This window comes from Bradyrhizobium sp. P2_E8, from assembly GCF_056403875.1.
Genome location: NZ_JBFUES010000030.1, coordinates 1 through 17,589 on the forward strand (window position 1 = coordinate 1; position 17,589 = coordinate 17,589).

Here is a 17,589-nt window from a genome sequence, read left to right on the forward strand (position 1 = left end):
CGTACGGCGCCCTGAGCCCGGCCAAAGACAACGTCATCCTCTACCCGACCTCGTTCAGCGCGCAGCATTACGACACCGAATGGCTGATCGGGCCCGGCGGCGTGCTCGATCCCGAACGCTACTTCGTCATCATCCCGAATCTGTTGGGCAACGGCCTGTCGTCCTCGCCCTCGAACACGGCTGGCCCGTTCCCTGAGCTCACCTATCACGACGCGATCGCGGTCCAGCACCGGCTCCTCACCGGGCGCTTCGGCATCTCGAAGCTCGCGCTGGTCTATGGCTGGTCGATGGGCGGCATGCAGGCCTATCACTGGGCCGCCTCTCATCCCGAGATGGTCGAGCGCGCCGCGGTGGTCTGCGGCAGTGCGCGCTGTGCGCCTTATAATTATGTCTTCCTGGAAGGCGTGAAGGCCGCGCTGACCGGCGATCCCGCCTTCCGTGACGGCCGTTTCGTCGAGAAGCCCACGGTCGGCTACCGCGCGATGGGGCGCGTCTATGCCGGCTGGGCGATGTCGCACGGCTTCTATCGCGACGAGCTCTGGCGCGAGGCCGGTTTCAGCTCGCTCGAGGACTATCTCGTCCGTGGGTGGGACGCGACGTTCGCACRGCGCGATGCCAACGACCTGCTGGCGCAGATCGGCATCTGGCAGCGCGGCGATATCAGCCGCTGCGCCGCATTCGGCGGCGATCTCGACCGGGCGCTCGCCGCGATCAAGGCGCACATGCTGCTGATGCCGGGCGCCACCGATCGCTATTTCGACGTCCGCGACAACGAGGACGAGCTCGGCCGGCTGGCCAACGCAAAATCGGCGGTGCTGCATCCGATCCCGTCGCTGCACGGCCATCGCGCCGGCAACCCCGTGAACAATCCACCCGACCAGGCCTTCCTCAAGGCCGAGATCGCAGATCTCCTCAGCAAGTAAGACAGGCATCCGATCATGACTGACGCAACCGTTTCAGAGCCGGGCCACCGCCTGAAGCCGCTCACGCCGGCGATGCTGCGTGAATTGTCGGTACGCTCCAATCTCAGGGGGGCCGCGAAAAGCCTCAGCCATTACGGCCTGGTCGTGCTGGTCGGCACGCTGGTCTGGAAGGTCTCTTCGGCCTGGGGGGTGTTATGGGCGCTGCCGCTGATGGCGGTGCAGGGCTATTTCGTCGCCTTCCTGTTCATGGCGTTGCACGAGACCGCGCACAAGACCGCGTTCAGGAGCCGTGGCCTCAATCTCGCGGTCGGCTATCCCTCGGCCMTCATCATCGGACAGCCTTACGAATATTACTGCCTGTTTCACTGGGACCATCACCGCTATACCCAGGATCCGGACAAGGACCCGGAGCTGATCGTCGGCGTGAAGCCGAAATCCGACACGCAGCTGGCGCTCGCCTATAGCGGCCTGCTCCAGGTCGCCGGCCGTCTCCGGCTGATGTTCGGCCATGCCGTCACCGGCAAGGTCACCGTGCCCTGGATTCCCGAAAACAAGCGCGCCACCATCGTGCGCGAGGCGCGCGCCTATGCTGCGCTCTATGCGCTGCTGCTTGCGCTCTCGCTGTGGTTCTCCTCAGCGCTGCTGCTCTGGGTCTGGATCGTGCCGCTTGTCATCGGGCAATTCTTCCTGCGGCCCTATCTCTATGCCGAGCATACCGGCTGCGACCGCACCCGCAGCGCCTTCCAGAACACGCGCACCACCTACACCGCCGCGATCGTCAAATGGTTCGCGTGGAACATGCCCTACCACGTCGAGCATCACGCCTATCCCTCGATACCCTTCCACGCTTTGCCGAAGCTGAACGAGATCGTCGACGGCGAGATCGTCCATCGCGGCCGCGGCTACATCGCGACGACCCGCGAGACCTGGGCCTGGTTTCGCCGGCAGCGGCAGGCCGGCTAGGCAAATGCAAAACCCCGATCGCGGAGCGATCGGGGCTTTGTCGACGGCGCGAGGTATCAGTAGATGCCGTAGGCGCAGACATTCACGACGCGAACGCGCAGGCCGTGGCGGGTCCGGACGACGCGCTCCTGGTAGCAGTTGTTGACGCCGGTGTTGACGTAGATTCCGCCGAAGCCCCAGCCGGGACCCCAGTGATGGTGAAAGCCGTGGGCCGAAGCGGCGGTGGGCGCGAGAGCCGCAACGCCGAGCGAGCCGGCAGCGATCAGACCGAGTGCAAGCTTACGAAACATCTTCATTCTCCAGTTGGCGCGAGGCCGTTGTTGTGTCCCTGCATCTCCGTCGGGTCGAAATGCGAATGCGTTCACGGCGCGGGCCGGGAATCGTGTTTCAGGATTGTTTCGTCGGCTGCGGCGCGTTGCGCCGCCGTCATGCTTTCCGCGCCGCGCGATAGCGCGCGGCCATTGCCTGCGTCAGCTCGGCCATTGTCTCGCGGAGATCGGCGGGCTCCAGCACCTCGGCCTCGGGACCGAGCCGCAGCAATTCGGCCGCGGCGTGCCATGACGTCTTGCCGGTCGGCACTCTGGCGATGCGCCAGCCGTCCGCGTCGGCGGCGTCTTCGATCTGCGTGCGCGCCCTGACGTAAGGCTGGCTCAGCGCGTCGAGCATTTTGACGCCGAACGGCGACAGCCGCACGATCGCGACATTCGGATGCATCTCGGCCTCGAGGCGCAGCGTCGCGGCCTGCCAATAGGCGGCGAGATCGAAATCGGCGGGACGATCGAAGCGGTCGCCGAGCGCCGTGCAATCGAGCACGCGCGCGACGCGATAGGTGCGCACGCTGCCGTCGACCTGTCCTGCGAGATACCAGCTGCCGCCCTTCAGCACGAGGCCGAGCGGCGCCACGCGGCGCTGCTTCTCGGCGCGCCAGCTCTGGTAGCGGATCTTGATCAGCGTCCCGCGCAGAGCCGCGCCGGCAATGGCGCGCAGATGCTTTGGCTCCTCCGCCTCGCCGAACCAGCCGGGGGCGTCGAGGTGAAAACGCTCCTGCATCCGCCCGGCGTCCTCGCGCAGATTGGCGGGCAGCGCCGCCATCAGCTTGTTCTGCGCGGCGATCATCGCTGCATCCAGCCCGAGCGCTGCCGCCGGCCCTGGCAACCCGGTCAGGAACAGCGCTTCCGCCTCGTTCTGCGACAGGCCGTTCAGCCGCACGCGATAGCCGTCGAGCAGGCGATAGCCGCCCTCCGCGCCGCGGTCGGCATAGACAGGGACGCCTGATGCCGCGAGTGCGTCGATGTCGCGATAGATCGTGCGCACCGACACCTCGCAGGCCTCCGCGAGCTCGGGCGCGGTGACTTGCCCCCTGGCCTGGAGRGTGGTGAGGATCGACAGCATCCGGCTCGCGCGCATGATCCCTTAAACCATACCTGACACAGGATGTCAGGTATGGACCGCTACAAGGTGCGCACCGCCAGACGGCCAGATGGAGACCTGCCATGACCGATCCGAACCGCATCACCCTGTATTATTCGCCGCAAAGCCGCGCCACCGGCACGCGGGTGCTGCTTGAGGAACTGGGGGCTCCCTACGATCTCCATGTCCTCAACATGAAGGCCGGTGAGCAGCGGCAGGGCGCCTATCTCGCAATCAACCCGCTCGGCAAGGTGCCGGCGATCCGCCATCGCGATGCGCTGGTGACCGAACAGGTCGCGATCACCATCTACCTCGCCGACCTGTTTCCGCAGGCCGGATTGACGCCCGCGCTGGACGATCCGCTGCGCGGCCCCTATCTGCGTTGGATCGCCTATTACGGCGCATCGTTCGAGCCGGCTTTGATTGACAAGTTCATGCAGCGCGAGCCGGCGCCGATCACGCAATCGCCCTATGCCGATTACGGCACCATGCTCAGCGCGCTCGAGGCGCAACTGTCGAAGGGGCCGTATCTGCTCGGCGAGCGCATGACCGCTGCGGATGTCCTGTGGGGCGTCGCGTTCAGCTGGACGATGATGTTCGGTATCGTGCCGAAAAAAGATGTATTCGTCCGCTATGCCGAGCGCATGACCTCGCGTCCCGCGTTCCAGCGGATCAATGCCGCCGACGATGAGATGGCGGCGCAGCATGCCGCGGCTGCTGGTGGTTGAATGAACTAGGGTTGCAGATGACGAAGCCGATGCACTCGACCAACTGCTTCAACACCTTCATCCGGGTTGCTGAAGACTGTCCCGCGCGTACTGGCGAGGAGCCGCCGCTCCGCGGGGCAAAGCCGACGGTGGCGTGCCTGCAATACGAGATGATCGCCAAGGCGCCCTACAAATACACGTCCGACGACGTGATCTTCGCGACGTCTGCGCCGGGACGCGAACTCGATGTGAAGGCGACGAAGACAGAGAAGCGTGCGGCCCGTGAAGCGTTCTTCTCCCGGGGGCAGGCGTGCATGAGGGCGTCGAGCCTCGGCAAGCGCTTTGGCTGGGGCGTTCATGCCGACAGTGAGGGCCGGATCGCGATTTACGCCGTCGACAGCAAACGCTACCAGGCGCTCGTCCGCGATCCCAAGCTCACGCAGGTGCGCGCGATGCGGTCGAAGCGGGCGTGATCAGAATTTTGGCGCTCGCTTCTCCGCGAACGCCTTGATGCCTTCCTTGATCTCGTCGCCGCGCATGCTGTCGCGGTGGCGCTGGTCGGCGGCTTGTTCGTCCAATTCGCCGCGGGCGAACTCGTTGATGGCGCGCTTCATGCCGCGCATCGCCTGTGGCGCGTTGCCGGCGAGGACGCCGGCGAGCTTGTCGACCTCCTCGTCCAGGAATTCCACCGGCACCATGGCGGTGAGATAGCCGATGCGCAGCATCTCCGGCGCGCTGATCTTCTGCGCGGTCAGGAACAGCCTCTTGGCATTGTCGACGCCGAGCCGCGTCACGTAGCGTTTGATGCCGCTCCGGTAATAGTGCAGCCCGAGCCGCGCCGCCGGCATGAACATCTCGGCGGTGTCGACGCCGATGCGGAAATCGCAGGCGAGCGCGAGGTCGGTCGAGCCGCCATAGACGCCGCCATTGAGCCGGCAGATCGTCGGCGCGCCGAGATCCTCCAGCCGGTTGACGACCACCTCGAAGGCGGAGCCCGCGCTCTGCTGCTCGTTGGCGCTCACCGCGCGCTCGGCGACCGAATTCAGATCGTAGCCCGCCGAGAAGGCGCGCCCGGTGCCGGTCAGCACCAGCACGCGGATCGCAGGATCAGCCTCGATCCGGTCGAACAGTTTGACGAGCTCGCCGAGGTCTTCGGCCTGGAGCCGGTTGAGATGCTTGGGACGGTTGAGGCGGATGKTGGCGCGCGCGCCGTCGATGTCGAGCACGGGGCCGCTGGCCGCCTCGGCGGTATCGGACATTCTTGTCTCCGTTTACTTGTTCTCGAGCGTGCGCCGTTTCGCCTCGGCGTCGATGGTCTCGGCGAGATCCGGATGCCGCGCCATCAGCACGCGGAAATCGACGAGGTCGAGCACCAGGAGCCGCGACACCTTCGTGGTCGAGACATTGGCGCCGCGCATGTTGTTGCCGAGCAGTGCCATCTCGCCGAAGAAGGCGCCTTCGCCGAGCTGCACCTTCTTGCCCGGCAGGTCGACCTCGACCTCACCTGCGGCGATGAAATACATGCAGTCGCCCTGCGCGCCCTTGCGGATGATCATGGTGCGCGCCGGCAGCTCCATGGTGCGCAGCATGTGGGTGACGTCGGCGATGGCCGCCGGTCCAAGCGCTGCGAAGAACGGCACCTTGCTGACGGATTCCCAGGTCTTGAGGAAATTGTCGCGCCGGGTCTCCGCGGCAAAGCCGGTGGCCAGGATACCGGTCCAGAGGCCGAACACGCCGAGGCCGGAGATCATCACCAGCGCCGCCACCATGCGTCCCAGAGGCGTCACCGGCACGACGTCGCCATAGCCGGTCGTCGTCAAGGTCACCACCGCCCACCACAGCGCCGCCGGCACGCTGCCGAAGGTCTGCGGCTGCACGTCCCGCTCCAGGAAATATTCGGCGACGGAGGCGAGGAAAACCACCATCAGGAAGATCACGAGCACGCTGACCAGCGGCCCCGATTCAAGCACCAGGACGCGGCGCAGCTGGCGCAGGCCCGGAATGCCCGGCACCACCTTCAGCACCCAGAGCACGCTGAGCAGCCAGGCCGTCCGGAGCTCGACGCCGAGCATCAGCGCGACCGGCACGGCCAGCGCTCCGATCGCATCGACGATGCCGGCGGAGGAGGACATGTACAGCGCAAGGCGCTCGGTTCGCCTCATGTGGCGCAGCCGGACGACCCATTCGAACACGAAATAGGCGAGGCAGGCCCAGAGCAGGGCATCGACCCAGCGGGGCGCGGTCTCATAGGCCGGGCCAACCGTCAGCAGCACCATGCTGAGCACGCCGACACCGACCGCCACATAGGCCGCCTTGGTCATGTTGCGGCCGGCCGTGGCGGCCACGAACTGGGCCAGTGCGGAGATCAGCGGCTTGGACATGCGGGAAGGCGGCTCGGTGGTGGCTTTTGCGGTCCCGGCTGGGACTTCGCTGCCAAAGTGCCCGCCCGGGCCGAGGCCGTCAACGACGGGCGCGGGCCGCGGCAAATGGGGAGACGAAGGCGGGGTGCGCCAGCCGGCCGAGCCGCTACCTGAAATGCGGCGGCTCGTCGTAGCCGCGGCGGCTGCTGAAGAACAGCAGGACCATCAGGCCGACGCCGACGACGAGGGAAAATCCCGCCCCCAGCGCGAGGGCCACATAGCCTTCCGTCGGGATCGGCTCGCCTTCGACCGCCATCGCTGAATAAGCGAAATATCCAACCGCTGCCAGCATTACCAGGAGGCAGATCACGAGGAGCATACGCATGGCGCGTTCTCCGGCTGTATCCGGAAACCAACGGTTGCGGATCGGGAGGGTTCCAGAGTTCCGGCCGTTGATCCACCGGCAAGGCTTCAGCCAGCCCCGCCCTGAGGGCGCCGGCGCGGCGGATCAAGCGCTCTGCGCGGTCTTGACCACCACGACGTTGCTGTCGTCGTGCGGCGGCGGGCCGGCATCGTGGGCGGTCTTGTCGATCTCGCCGGCACGACGTTTCAGGTAGTCGCGACGCATGCCGATCTCGTCGCGGACGAATTCGTAGCCGAGCTTGAAGGTGTCGAGCCCGTCGGTACTGATCGTGCCGTCCCGGAGCCCGATGACCGCGCCGCGCAGGATGCCTTCCAGCTCGTCCTGGAGACATTCGAGCTGATCCAGCGAGTGGGCGTGCTCGATGCGCTCGCCGATGTCGAGGATGGCGGTGGAGAGCTCGCTGGCCTTCTCCGGCGCGATCCGGGTGATCTTGGCGTAGATCGCGGCGAAGATCGAGCCGATGACGCTGAGCGCGGCGGCGCCGAGATACATCAGGTCGCTGTACTTATCCATGAACGACTTGGTGTCGTCGTTGATGTAATCGGCCGCGCCCTGATGCGCCATCACATAGGCGTCCTTCTCGACGGAGGCCGGCTCGATCCTGCTGGCGAAGCCGCTGTCGAGCCCGAGGGCGGACTTGTTCTCATAGACGGTTCGCGCCAGTTCGCCCCGCCGTGGTCGCCGACATCCTGGATTGCGCGACCAGCAGCCATTCGAGCCCGATCGTTTCGAGATCATCGTCGGGAATTTCAGGTGAGGTCGACAGCGTGCCAGCCGTCAGCGTCTCGTCGGAAATGCCGGGGAATTTGCGTGCCAGCGTCTTGGTCTCGTCGATTGCGTTGAGCGTGAAGCCGCCGCGTTTGGCGACCTGCTCATAGGCCTTGTCCCGCACCGCTTTCGAGGTGTGGACGATGGCGATCACCGCACCGAAGCCGTTCGCCGGTGCAAACAGCTTGTCGAGCGTTGCGCCCTGCGGCGCCATCTGGATTTTCGCGGCGTCCGGACCGTCGGGGATGTCGAGGATGCTGCGGACGAAGGCGAGCGAGGATTCGTTCTCGGCGAGGACTGCGACCTTCTTCTTCTTCAGCTCGGCAAGCGACTTGATCTTCTTGTTGCCGGGTCCGAGCAGGAGGACGAGATCATGCTCGAGGATCGCGAGCGCGCGCGCCCGCAGCGGCACCTTGGCGTCGGTGCGCAGCACCGCGAGATCGGCCTGCTTGCGGTCGAACTGGGCGAGCGCCTTGGCATTGTCAGGGTTGTTGACGATCTTGATGCGGAAGCGCGAGGCGTTGTTCTTCAGCAGTGCGGCGAGCTTGGCCGCGAACAGCGCCTCGTCGCTGTTGGGTGCGCCGACGGCAAAGGTCAGCGTCTCCGAATTGTGCACCAGCGTGCGGCCGGCCCAGACGGTGGCAAGCGACAGCAGCAGGGTCAGCACGACGTACAGCAGGACTTGCTGCTGATTGGTCTTGATCACCTTGGGACGCCGGGGCGGTGGTTCGACCGACGATATGGTCGGGCCTCCAGTACTCATGGCAGCACTCTGGCCCTATTCTGGGTCTCGGGCGGCTCGCGGATCTGATCGCTGCGTGCGGCCCTGCAATTCGTAAACGCCTGAAAAAAGAACGATATTCTCTACCGCCAATGATAGCGCTAAGGTCACGGAATGCAAATTTCGAGCCGAAGGTAACCTTACTCGGCGCCGGCGCGGCGATTGGTCATGCTATCACCAGTTAGCCACAGTTGGCGATTTTCCGGTTCCCCCGGCTGCATTCCGCCGCGGGAGGTGTCATAAATCAGAGGTCCCGGCGATTTGACCGGCCCAAGAAGAAGTTGCGCTGAACGCTCCAATCTTTCTTGATCACGTCAATGAGGGCGTCAGCTTTGTCGTTTCCACCCATGTCATCGGCGGTTCCGGTTGAGGCGCTCATTGGCTGGATGTTGTTGCTCACGTTCAAGCACATCATCGCTGATTTCGTCCTCCAGACCGCCTGGATGGCGCATGGCAAGGACCAGAAGCACGGCTGGGCCCTGCCGCTCCTGGTGCATTGCCTGATTCACCTTGCGGTAGCGCTGCCACTGATCCTGATCGTGGCGCCGAAATTCTGGTTCGTGGCGCTGATCGATTTCGTGATCCACATCACGATCGACCGGGCCAAGGGCTTCGTCTCGGCCAATTTCGGTGTCGACCTCGCACATCCCTGGTTCTGGACCCTGATCGGTATCGATCAGGCGCTRCACCATCTCACCGGGTTCGGCCTCTCCATCTACATGGCGGCGAACTGAGGGCAGCTACGGCTGGCTGCTTGGCCTTCGTGGTTCGAGACGCGCCGTAAGGCGGCGCTCCTCACCATGAGGGTCTGGCATTTCGCCGCGAATCAAAACCTCATCCTGAGGGCCCGCCGAAGGCGGGCGTCTCGAAGGATGGCCGCAGGGAAGTCGCCTGCGGCCCCCCTCTGATTCGCGGGGAGCGCGCGAGCACCCCGGGTGACTACCGTCCCGGGTGGTTAACCTTTCGTTAGAGAATTGCGCTGCATCTTCCCCACACGAGGGAGAATTGCAATGTTTTCAAGCCGCGACGCCTTTGAAAGCGATTTCTGCCCGGTCCGCGACGAGCTCCTTGGCGAAATGTATCGCGCCAGCGCGAGCGGACTGCCGAGGCTGGTTGAGAGTGTTTCCCCTGACGCACGCGCGAAGCTGGCGCTGTTCTGCTATCGCCGCAGCCATTTGCATTCGCTGGCGGTTGCGATCGCAGGCAGCTGCAGCGAGCGCGACCTGATCGAGAACGGCGGCCGTGTCGGCTCGACGCTCTACGCGCTGTCACGCGAAAGCGTAACCAAATCCTCGCCGTCGCTGTCGGGAGGCCGCAAGCCGATCACGCTGTCGACCAAGCCGCTCTCGGTGCTTGCACCGCTCGATGACGAGCTCGACGACGAGATCAGCGAAGCCGTCCCCGCTTAAGAGTTCGTGATCATCGGCAGCCCGAACTTCCGCCGCGCCATCGCGCATTCGGCATCGCCCGGCATGCAGGTGCGACAGACCTCCGGCCGCACCGCGTAGATGCCGCAGGCGGTCTCTTTCCCGATCTCCCCACGCAACGCCGAGCAGCGGTCGCCTTCGCAGCGCATGCCGGACTGCCGCGCATTGACGAGCGCCTCCGGGATCGCCGCAAGCTCCTCGTCGCTCTCGATCGAGAAGCGCGGCCAGTTCTCCGAATAGCCGCAGCAGGCGCCGCAGCTCTGGCAGCAGCTCGACAGGTCGATGGGGGATGTCTCGTCGTCCATCGTCGTCATGTGTCCTTTGGCGGGCCCCAGACCAGGCTCTGCCGCCATTTTGCGCGCAGCACGTCCCGCCGCTCCGGATATCTCTCGTCGAGATAGGTCGCGTCCACGACGCGGTCGGTGCGGAAGCTGCGGAAGTCGCTGCGCAGCTCGCACCAGGCCGCGAGCAGGCGCACGGCTTCGAGATAACCGACCGATATCGGCCAGATCATGCGCTCGCTGGGGCGGCCCTGCTCGTCGCGATAGCGCAGCATGATCTTCTTGCCTTCGTGGATCTGGGTGCGCGTGCGCGCCATGTCGAGGCGGTCCGGCTCCCTGTTCCAGCTCGGCCGCGCGCGGCTCGCGGGCTCCAGCACGAACGGGCGCAGGCGCTCGGGCACGGTGTCGGCGATCTTGGCCATCAGATCTTCGGCCGCGCGCGCCAGTGTGGAATCGGCATGGCCCGCGACCCATTGCGCGCCCAGCACCGCCGCCTCGATCTCGTCGGGTGTCAGCATGAGGGGCGGCAGGTCAAAACCCTTTTCCAGGATGTAGCCCATGCCGGCCTCGCCACGGATCGGCACGCGCTGGCCGATCAGCGTCGCGATGTCGCGATAGATGGTGCGCTTCGAGGTCTCGAGTTCGGCCGCGATCGCATCCGCCGTCAGCGGCTTACGCGTGCGCCTCAGCACCTGGATGATCTGAAACAGCCGGTCGGCGCGTCTCATGACAATTCTCTTTCCAAGTTCCTGACCGCAGCCCGCTCAAAATCCGGCGCGTGGATGCTGACAGGATGTTGGCAGCAGGGGGGTTCTATACCGGGACAACACATCGACTGAAGAGGATTTGTCCATGATCGTCCCAACCCATTTCGGCCCGGCCGGTCCGCTGTGGCGGGCGCAGGCCGTGCTGCACGCTTTGGCCTTCAGCCGGCTCATGTTYTTCGATCTCACCGTCGTCGACCTCCGCGTTGCGTTCGCGACCATGGTGACACGCTCGCTGATCCAGGCTGCGGACGCGCTGGTCCGCCACGTCATGGGCCGCGCCTGGCGAGGGGCCCGTTTCGCAGAAGATATCACGGCTGCTGCCACCATGGTGGCAGCAGCCCGTCATTAGGTTCCGTCGACTTTCGCAGGTTCAGGAGAGCTCGCATGATCACGCTTTACGGCTTTGGCACCGGCTTCGGCCTGCCGGAAATCAGCCCCTTCGTCACCAAGACGGAGGTGCAGCTCAAGATGGCGGGACTGCCCTACCGGAAGGAGCGCGCGATGCCGCCCGCCTCGCCCAAGGGGCAGCTGCCGTTCATCGACGACGGCGGCGAGGCGGTGGCCGATTCCACCTTCATCCGCGCCCATATCGAGCGCCGCTACGGCTTCGATTTCGACGCCGGCCTGTCACTGGCCGAGCGCGCGCAGGCCTGGGCGTTCGAGCGCATGATCGAGCATCACCTCTATTGGGCGGTGGTCGGCGCGCGCTGGGTCGATCCGGTCAACTTCGCCAAGGGCCCGTCGCATTTCTTCGACGGGGCGCCGGAACACAATCGCGAAAAATTGCGCGAGGATGCGCAATTCCGTGTCGCCGAGAACTATCTGCTTTCCGGCCTTGGCCGTCACGCGCCCGACGACGACGTCGATCTCGCCGTGCGCTCGCTGTTCGCGCTTTCGGTGCAGCTCGGCGACAAGGCCTATCTGATGGGCAACAAGCCCTGCGGTGTCGATGCCACCGCCTTTGGTATGCTCGCCGGAATGCTGACGCCGTTCTTCGAATCCGGCTTGCGGCAGCGGGCCGAGGGCTTCCCGAACCTCACCGCCTATGTCGACCGCATGATGGACGATTACTATCCGGAGTTCGCCTGGACGCCGCTGCGGCAGGCGGCCTAGCGCTCACAAGACCGGCCATAACGACCCGAGAGTCTGGAACGAAAAAGAAAAGAGCCGGCCCGTTGGGCCGGCTCTCGCCGTCTTAAAACTCTCGTCGCGCTTACTTCACCAGCGTGTACTTGCCGTTCTTCACGGTGAGCAGGATGCGCGAGCGCTCGTCGAGGCCGTAGCGGTCCTTTTCGGTGAAGTTGTAGACGCCCTGGCTCGCCGCCAGCTCCTTCTCCGACAGCAGCGCCTGGCGGATGGCTTCGCGGAATTCCGGCGTGCCGGGTTTTGCGGTTTTCAGCGCCGTCGGAATGACGCGCTTGAGGATCTCGAACGCATCGTAGGAGTGACCAGCGAACTGGCTGCGGCTGTTCGGGCCGTACTTGGCCTCATAGGCCGAGTTGAGCGCAAGGCCCGGCTTCTTGGTTGCGGCTTCGTCCGGCTGGTCCTCGGGATCCATCACGGGGCCCGAGGCCATCAGCACGCCTTCGGCCGCTTTGCCGGCGATGCGGATGAAGTCCATGCTGGCCGCGCCATGGGTCTGGTAGATCAGGCCCTGATAGCCGCGCTCGCGCAGCTCGGTCTGCGGCAGCGCGGCCGCGGTGCCGGAGGCGCCGACCAGGATCGCGTCGGGATTGGCGGCGACGAGCTTGAGCACCTGTCCGGTCACCGACGTATCGGGACGGGCGAAGCGCTCCTCGTCCGCGATGGTCATGCCCATCGGCACGGCCTGCGCCTTCAGGTCGTTGAACCAGAGGTCGCCGTAGGAATCGGAGTAGCCGATATAGCCGAGGGTCTTCACACCCTTCGACTTCATGTGATCGTACAGCACCTTGCCCACGATCGGGATCGGCTGCGGCATCGCCACCGACCACTTCATGCGTTCCGGCGTGATCGGGAACGGCGCGAGACCGAAATGCGGGATGCCGGCTTCATTGGCGACGTTGGAGACCGCGATGGTCGGGGGCGTCAGTGCCGAGCCCATGATGATGTCGGCCTTGGATTCCGTCACGAAGCGGCGGGCATTGGTGGTTGCGGTGGTGGGATCGCCGCCGTCGTCGAGCACGATCACCTTCAGCGGCACGCCGCCGATCTCCTTCGGCACGAATTCCAGCGCGTTGCGCTCGGGAATGCCGAGGGCGGCGCCCGGGCCGGTCGTGGTGGTGGTGATGCCGATGGTGATTTCGCTGGTCTGCGCCAGTACGGGCAGGGCCGGCAGGGCAAGCGTCGCCGCGGCGATGGCGGCGGTCAGGTAAAAGCGTTTCATCTATTATTTCTCCCTTGACGTGTTTCTTTGAAAGCAGAAATCGGGGGGTAATTCAGCCCCCTCTTTTGGTGATGCGGCGATTTAGCTCCCCGTGAACTTCGTCACCATTTCCGCCGGAAACGGTGCCGATTTCAGCTTCTCCGGATTGGCCGGGTCGCGGCCGACCAGGACGCGGGTCTCAAATGCCTCGATGGCGAGATCGGCGGCCTTGTAGACGTTGTGCTTCACCTCGAAGCTCGAGCGCTTGATGCTTTCGACCTTCGTCTCGATGGTGATCCAGTCGCCATAGGTCGAGGGGATGTAGAACTTGGCCCGCGTGTCGACCATGGGGATACCGACCAGGCCGTATTTGTGGACCAGGTCCTGTTTCGAGAAGCCGGCGACCTCGAACAGGGTCGAGGTCGAATCGTCGAACATCGCGAAATAGCGCGGGTAGTATACGATGTTGGCGGGGTCGCAATCGCCCCACTGGATCTGTACGTCGCGCCGGTTCACGAACATGGAGCGGCCTTACTTCGGCGCCATGCGCAGCGAGCCGTCGAGGCGCACCACTTCGCCGTTCAGGTACGAATTCTCGACCATGTGCAGCGCGAGCGCGGCGAACTCGTCGGCGTTGCCGAGCCGGCGCGGGAAGGGGATCGCGGCCGCGAGCGAATCCTGGGCTTCCTGCGGCAGGTTGGCGAGCAGCGGGGTGAGGAACAGGCCGGGCGCGATCGTCAGCACGCGGACGCCGAACTGTGCGAGCTCGCGCGCGATCGGCAGCGTCATGCCGACGATGCCGCCCTTCGAGGCCGAATAGGCCGACTGCCCGATCTGGCCATCATAGGCGGCGACGGAGGCGGTGTTGATGATGACGCCGCGCTCGCCGGTCGCCTGCGGCTCGAGCYTGGACATCTCGGTTGCGGCGAGGCGCAGCATGTTGAAGGTGCCGATCAGATTGACTTTGATCACCTTATCGAAATCGGCGAGCGCCATCGGGCCGTCGCGGCCTACCACGCGCTTGGCAACGCCGATGCCGGCGCAATTGACCAGCACGCGCGCGGGGCCGTGGGCCTTGGTCGCCTGAGCGATCGCAGCCTCAGCGGAGGCGGCATCGGAGACGTCGCAAGTAACGGCCACGCCCTTGATCTCGGCGGCAACGGTTTCTGCGAGCTTGGCATTGAGGTCGAACACCGCGACCTTGGYGCCCTGCGCCGCCAGTTTTCGCGCGGTCGCCGCGCCGAGYCCCGATGCGCCGCCGGTAACGATGGCTGCCTGATCCTTCAACAACATGGCGTTCTCCTGTAGCGATGGTTTCTTAGCCGACCGATATCACACGGTCCGACGGATTGGCAGCATAGAGCTCCTCGATCAGGGCGCCGCGATGCTCCAGCACCGCGCGCTGGTTGATCGAGCCCTTGTCGGTGACCTCGCCCTTGTCGATCGAGAGCGGCGTGTCCATCAGGATCGCGCGCGTGATCCGAGTCGAGGAGCCGGTGGCCGAGCCGAGGAAACGGGTCAGGCGCTCGCGAAAGGCCTCGCGCACCAGCCGGTCGCGCGTCGCGACGACGAGATCGTCGGCCGGCAGCGTCGGGTTGATCAGCCGGCAGCCGTCGAGGTCGAGCACGACCAGCGCGGAGACCTCGTCGCGGTTGATGCCGGCAATGACGACGTCGCGCACCAGCGGTGCGCAGGCCGCGACGAAGCGCGCGCGCAAGGGGCCGACGCTGACCCAGGTGCCGCTGCCGAGCTTGAAATCCTCGCTGACGCGGCCGTCGAAATCGAAGCCGGCGTTGAGATCATCGGGATCGGCGGGCTTGAGCGCATCGCCCATCATGTAAAATCCTTCCTCGTCGAAGGATTTTGCGGTGATGTCCGCCTGGCGCCAGTAGCCGGGCATCACGTTCGGCCCCTTGGCGCGGACCTCGAGCTTGCCGTTGTTCGGCACCAGCTTGGCGTCATTGCCTGAGACCGGCAACCCGACATGGCCGGAGCGGCTGGTGCGCGGATTGACCGACATGAAGAACGGCGCGGTCTCGGTGGCGCCAAGGCCGGTCAGCATCGGCACGCGATAGCCTTTTTCCTTCACCGCGAGCTCGTCGAGGCTGTTCCAGACGAACGGCGACAGCGCCGCGCCCGAAAAGAACATCGCATGCAGCCGGTCGAAGAATTTTGCGCGCAGGCCCTGGTCGTCGCGCAGGTATGGCAGCAGGGACTCGTAGCCCTTGGGCACGTTGAAATAGACGGTCGGCGAAATCTCCTGGAGATTGCGCACCGTCTCCTCGATGCCGCCCGGCATCGGCTTGCCGGCGTCCAGATACATCGAGCCGCCATTGTAGAGCGTCAGCCCGATATTGTGGTTGCCGCCGAAGGTGTGGTTCCAGGGCAGCCAGTCGATGATGACGGGCGGCTCGTCCTTGAGGAAGGCGAGCGTCTCGCGCAGCATCACCTGGTTGGCGCAGATCATGCGCTGGGTGTTGATGACGGCCTTGGGATTGCCGGTAGAGCCCGACGTCAGCAGGAATTTCGCGATCGTGTCGGGGCCGATCTTGCCGTGGACCTGGTCGAGATCGCCGCGGATCGGCGTCGCCATGAGGTCGGCGAGCAGGGTGACGTCGCGGCCCGGCACGGCGCCCCAGGACGCGGCGATCTCGGTGCCGAGCGAAACATTGGCGGCGAGCGCATCCGCGAACTTGTCGGCGTCCTCGGCGAAGACGAGGCCGGGCGTCAAGAGCTTCATCAGATAGGACAGCTTGCCGTAATCCTTCGACACCAGCGAATAGGCAGGCGACACCGGGCAGAACGGAACGCCGGCATAGAACGCGCCGAAAGCCAAAACCGCATGGTCGATCGAATTGCCGGAGAGGATGACCACCGGCCGCTCCGCCGACAGGCCGCGCTGGATCAGCCCGGAGGCGATGTGCCGGCTCGCGGTGAGCAGCTCGGCATAGGTGATCTTGCGCCAGCCGCGGCCGCCTTCGCGCTCCGCCATGAAGACGCGGTCCGGCGTCGTCGCCGCCCAATGATGCAGGCGGTCGGTGATGCGGACGGGGTAGTCGCCGAGCGGCTGCTTCGGCCGCAGGTAGATCGTTCCGTCCTCGCGCCGTTCGATGTTGACGACGGGATCGCCGAACGAAATGGGTCGCAGCGGGAAAGTGCTTGCGCCGCGCTCCGTGCTGGAAGAGGACGGCTGTGCACTCATGACTTTGGCTTCACCTTGGCGGTCTTGTGTTCGAGGAATTCGCGGATCCTGCGTTTTGCCTCTTTGTCGCTCTGCGCCACCGTCGCCATCAGCGATTCCATCAACAGGCCGGCCTGCGGATTGGCCTCCGCGATCATCGGTAGCGCCTGTAGCACGGCGAAGTTCGTCAGCGGCGCGTTGGAGGCGACCTTGGTTGCAAGCTCCAGCGCCTTGCCGAGCCCGTTGCCGGCCTCCGTCACATATTGCGCAAAGCCGTAGGAGGCGCCTTCGGTCGCGCTATAGACGCGGCCGGTCAGCATCATGTCCATCATCCTGGAAACGCCGATCAGCCGCGGCAGCCGCACCGAGCCGCCGCCGCCGACGAAGATGCCGCGCTGCCCCTCCGGCAGCGCGAAATAGGTCGAGGGCTCGGCGACGCGGATATGGGCGGCGCAGGCGAGCTCCAGCCCGCCGCCGATCACGGCGCCCTTCAGCGCCGCAATGACCGGCACGCGGCTGTACTGGATGCGGTCGAATACCCGGTGCCACATCTGCGAATGCAGCAGCCCGCCGGTCGCATCATGATCCTGGAGTTCGGACAGGTCGAGGCCGGAGGAGAAATGATCGCCGATGCCGTGGATGACGACCGCGCCGATGTCCTCGGGCAGGGACGCAAAGCACTCGCCGATTTCCAGGATGATGCCGTCGTTCAGCGCATTGCGCTTGGCCGGCCGGTTCAGACCCACGGTCAGAACCCGGTCCGCCCGCTCGATCCTCAAAAGCCCGGAGGCGCCCGCGTCAGCGGTCTCGGCGTTTCCCTGTGTCATTTGCGTCCTTATCAGAATAGTTATGTTGTATAACGAATTTGGGAGGAGTCAAGGAGGAGAGCCCTCCTAGGCGGCGGGGCAGCTACGCTCGCCTCGCCTCCCCCGGGAACGGGTAACCGCTCGCTGTCGTCAGCCCATCGCCACTTGGTCGCCCTTGGTCCCGTGCTCGCGTTGGTCGAGCCACATCGTGCCGAGTGCAAACGCCAGCCACCCGAAATTGTAGGCAAAGCCCACGATCAGAACGACCCAGCCGGGAATCGGTCCGACGGCGGCGCGATCGATAAGTTCCGTCAAGGTCGCTGCAGGCGTCGGATGGATGGCAATCTTGCCGTAATAGGCGGTCGCCTGGATGGCGAGAATCCAGACGTAGTTGCGACGCAACCGCCGTCCTGCGGCGCGGACAAACGAAATGTGGTGGCGGGGTGC

Annotated in this window: 21 protein-coding genes and 1 pseudogene; 8 read left to right on the forward strand and 14 right to left on the reverse strand. The window is 65.2% G+C overall.

Annotated features, from left to right (window positions below; translation table 11 throughout):
* Together AC1D00_RS03090 and AC1D00_RS03095 are read left to right on the forward strand one after the other, a co-directional pair.
* On the forward strand, positions 1 to 923 hold a 923-nt coding region (locus AC1D00_RS03090), incomplete at its 5' end, for an alpha/beta fold hydrolase (protein WP_477009628.1).
* Positions 924 to 938: 15 nt separating this feature from the next.
* Positions 939 to 1,886 carry a fatty acid desaturase gene (locus AC1D00_RS03095; protein ID WP_477009629.1) on the forward strand — a complete coding sequence of 316 codons (948 nt, stop codon included), beginning with the start codon at positions 939 to 941 and terminating at the stop codon, positions 1,884 to 1,886.
* A 56-nt stretch (positions 1,887 to 1,942) separates the two neighbouring features.
* Here AC1D00_RS03095 and AC1D00_RS03100 read toward each other — a convergent pair whose 3' ends face one another.
* Together AC1D00_RS03100 and AC1D00_RS03105 are read right to left on the reverse strand one after the other, a co-directional pair.
* A complete protein-coding gene (locus tag AC1D00_RS03100; protein ID WP_135175540.1) occupies positions 1,943 to 2,176 on the reverse strand; it encodes a hypothetical protein in 234 nt (77 codons plus the stop codon).
* Between the two features lie 136 nt (positions 2,177 to 2,312).
* Positions 2,313 to 3,293 (reverse strand): WYL domain-containing protein, encoded by a 981-nt coding sequence (locus tag AC1D00_RS03105; RefSeq protein ID WP_025575338.1) that lies wholly within the window; start codon positions 3,291 to 3,293, stop codon positions 2,313 to 2,315.
* Positions 3,294 to 3,379: 86 nt separating this feature from the next.
* On the opposite strand from AC1D00_RS03105, the gene AC1D00_RS03110 reads away from it, so the two are divergent.
* Both AC1D00_RS03110 and AC1D00_RS03115 read left to right on the forward strand, forming a co-directional pair.
* Positions 3,380 to 4,024, forward strand: a complete 645-nt coding sequence (locus tag AC1D00_RS03110; protein ID WP_477009630.1) for a glutathione S-transferase family protein — start codon at positions 3,380 to 3,382, stop codon at positions 4,022 to 4,024.
* Positions 4,025 to 4,041: 17 nt separating this feature from the next.
* A complete protein-coding gene (locus AC1D00_RS03115; RefSeq protein ID WP_477009631.1) occupies positions 4,042 to 4,476 on the forward strand; it encodes a DUF6157 family protein in 435 nt (144 codons plus the stop codon).
* On the opposite strand, the gene AC1D00_RS03120 is transcribed toward AC1D00_RS03115, so the two are convergent.
* The 4 genes and pseudogenes from AC1D00_RS03120 to AC1D00_RS03135 form a co-directional block, all read right to left on the reverse strand.
* Entirely contained in the window at positions 4,477 to 5,262 is a 786-nt protein-coding gene (locus AC1D00_RS03120) for an enoyl-CoA hydratase/isomerase family protein (protein ID WP_477009632.1), read from the reverse strand. It abuts the gene before it with no gap.
* 12 nt (positions 5,263 to 5,274) lie between these two features.
* Entirely contained in the window at positions 5,275 to 6,384 is a 1,110-nt protein-coding gene (locus tag AC1D00_RS03125; protein ID WP_027543360.1) for a cyclic nucleotide-gated ion channel, read from the reverse strand.
* A 145-nt stretch (positions 6,385 to 6,529) separates the two neighbouring features.
* Positions 6,530 to 6,748 carry a hypothetical protein gene (locus AC1D00_RS03130; RefSeq protein ID WP_477009633.1) on the reverse strand — a complete coding sequence of 73 codons (219 nt, stop codon included), beginning with the start codon at positions 6,746 to 6,748 and terminating at the stop codon, positions 6,530 to 6,532.
* 123 nt (positions 6,749 to 6,871) lie between these two features.
* Positions 6,872 to 8,318: pseudogene (locus AC1D00_RS03135) on the reverse strand (TAXI family TRAP transporter solute-binding subunit).
* A gap of 404 nt (positions 8,319 to 8,722) precedes the next feature.
* Between AC1D00_RS03135 and AC1D00_RS03140 the strand changes: the two are divergent.
* Both AC1D00_RS03140 and AC1D00_RS03145 read left to right on the forward strand, forming a co-directional pair.
* A complete protein-coding gene (locus AC1D00_RS03140) occupies positions 8,723 to 9,070 on the forward strand; it encodes a DUF3307 domain-containing protein (RefSeq protein ID WP_049812135.1) in 348 nt (115 codons plus the stop codon).
* Between the two features lie 276 nt (positions 9,071 to 9,346).
* Entirely contained in the window at positions 9,347 to 9,745 is a 399-nt protein-coding gene (locus AC1D00_RS03145) for a hypothetical protein (protein ID WP_025575328.1), read from the forward strand.
* Here AC1D00_RS03145 and AC1D00_RS03150 read toward each other — a convergent pair.
* Both AC1D00_RS03150 and AC1D00_RS03155 read right to left on the reverse strand, forming a co-directional pair.
* Positions 9,742 to 10,068 (reverse strand): YkgJ family cysteine cluster protein, encoded by a 327-nt coding sequence (locus tag AC1D00_RS03150; RefSeq protein WP_477009634.1) that lies wholly within the window; start codon positions 10,066 to 10,068, stop codon positions 9,742 to 9,744. The two genes, AC1D00_RS03145 and AC1D00_RS03150, sit on opposite strands and share 4 nt — an antisense overlap.
* A gap of 5 nt (positions 10,069 to 10,073) precedes the next feature.
* Positions 10,074 to 10,772, reverse strand: a complete 699-nt coding sequence (locus AC1D00_RS03155) for a helix-turn-helix transcriptional regulator (RefSeq protein WP_025575324.1) — start codon at positions 10,770 to 10,772, stop codon at positions 10,074 to 10,076.
* A gap of 124 nt (positions 10,773 to 10,896) precedes the next feature.
* Between AC1D00_RS03155 and AC1D00_RS03160 the strand changes: the two genes are divergently transcribed.
* Both AC1D00_RS03160 and AC1D00_RS03165 read left to right on the forward strand, forming a co-directional pair.
* Complete coding sequence (locus tag AC1D00_RS03160; RefSeq protein WP_025575323.1) at positions 10,897 to 11,160, forward strand: hypothetical protein; 264 nt, start codon at positions 10,897 to 10,899, stop codon at positions 11,158 to 11,160.
* Between the two features lie 35 nt (positions 11,161 to 11,195).
* Positions 11,196 to 11,924, forward strand: coding sequence for a glutathione S-transferase family protein (locus tag AC1D00_RS03165; RefSeq protein ID WP_025575322.1), 729 nt, complete (start codon positions 11,196 to 11,198; stop codon positions 11,922 to 11,924).
* A 100-nt stretch (positions 11,925 to 12,024) separates the two neighbouring features.
* Here AC1D00_RS03165 and AC1D00_RS03170 read toward each other — a convergent pair whose 3' ends face one another.
* From AC1D00_RS03170 to AC1D00_RS03195, 6 genes are all read right to left on the reverse strand, one after another.
* The gene (locus tag AC1D00_RS03170; protein WP_025575320.1) at positions 12,025 to 13,176 is read right to left on the reverse strand and encodes an ABC transporter substrate-binding protein; all 1,152 of its coding nucleotides are present in this window, start codon (positions 13,174 to 13,176) and stop codon (positions 12,025 to 12,027) included.
* Positions 13,177 to 13,257: 81 nt separating this feature from the next.
* Positions 13,258 to 13,677 carry an acyl-CoA thioesterase gene (locus tag AC1D00_RS03175; RefSeq protein WP_477009635.1) on the reverse strand — a complete coding sequence of 140 codons (420 nt, stop codon included), beginning with the start codon at positions 13,675 to 13,677 and terminating at the stop codon, positions 13,258 to 13,260.
* Between the two features lie 9 nt (positions 13,678 to 13,686).
* A complete protein-coding gene (locus AC1D00_RS03180; RefSeq protein ID WP_477009636.1) occupies positions 13,687 to 14,448 on the reverse strand; it encodes an SDR family NAD(P)-dependent oxidoreductase in 762 nt (253 codons plus the stop codon).
* Positions 14,449 to 14,473: 25 nt separating this feature from the next.
* A complete protein-coding gene (locus AC1D00_RS03185; RefSeq protein WP_477009637.1) occupies positions 14,474 to 16,357 on the reverse strand; it encodes a feruloyl-CoA synthase in 1,884 nt (627 codons plus the stop codon).
* Positions 16,354 to 17,163 (reverse strand): crotonase/enoyl-CoA hydratase family protein, encoded by an 810-nt coding sequence (locus AC1D00_RS03190; RefSeq protein ID WP_477009638.1) that lies wholly within the window; start codon positions 17,161 to 17,163, stop codon positions 16,354 to 16,356. The genes AC1D00_RS03185 and AC1D00_RS03190 overlap by 4 nt, the downstream gene beginning before the upstream one ends.
* Positions 17,164 to 17,292: 129 nt before the next feature.
* Positions 17,293 to 17,589 (reverse strand): DUF2270 domain-containing protein (locus AC1D00_RS03195; protein WP_477009639.1); only part of this gene is annotated, 297 nt, incomplete at its 5' end.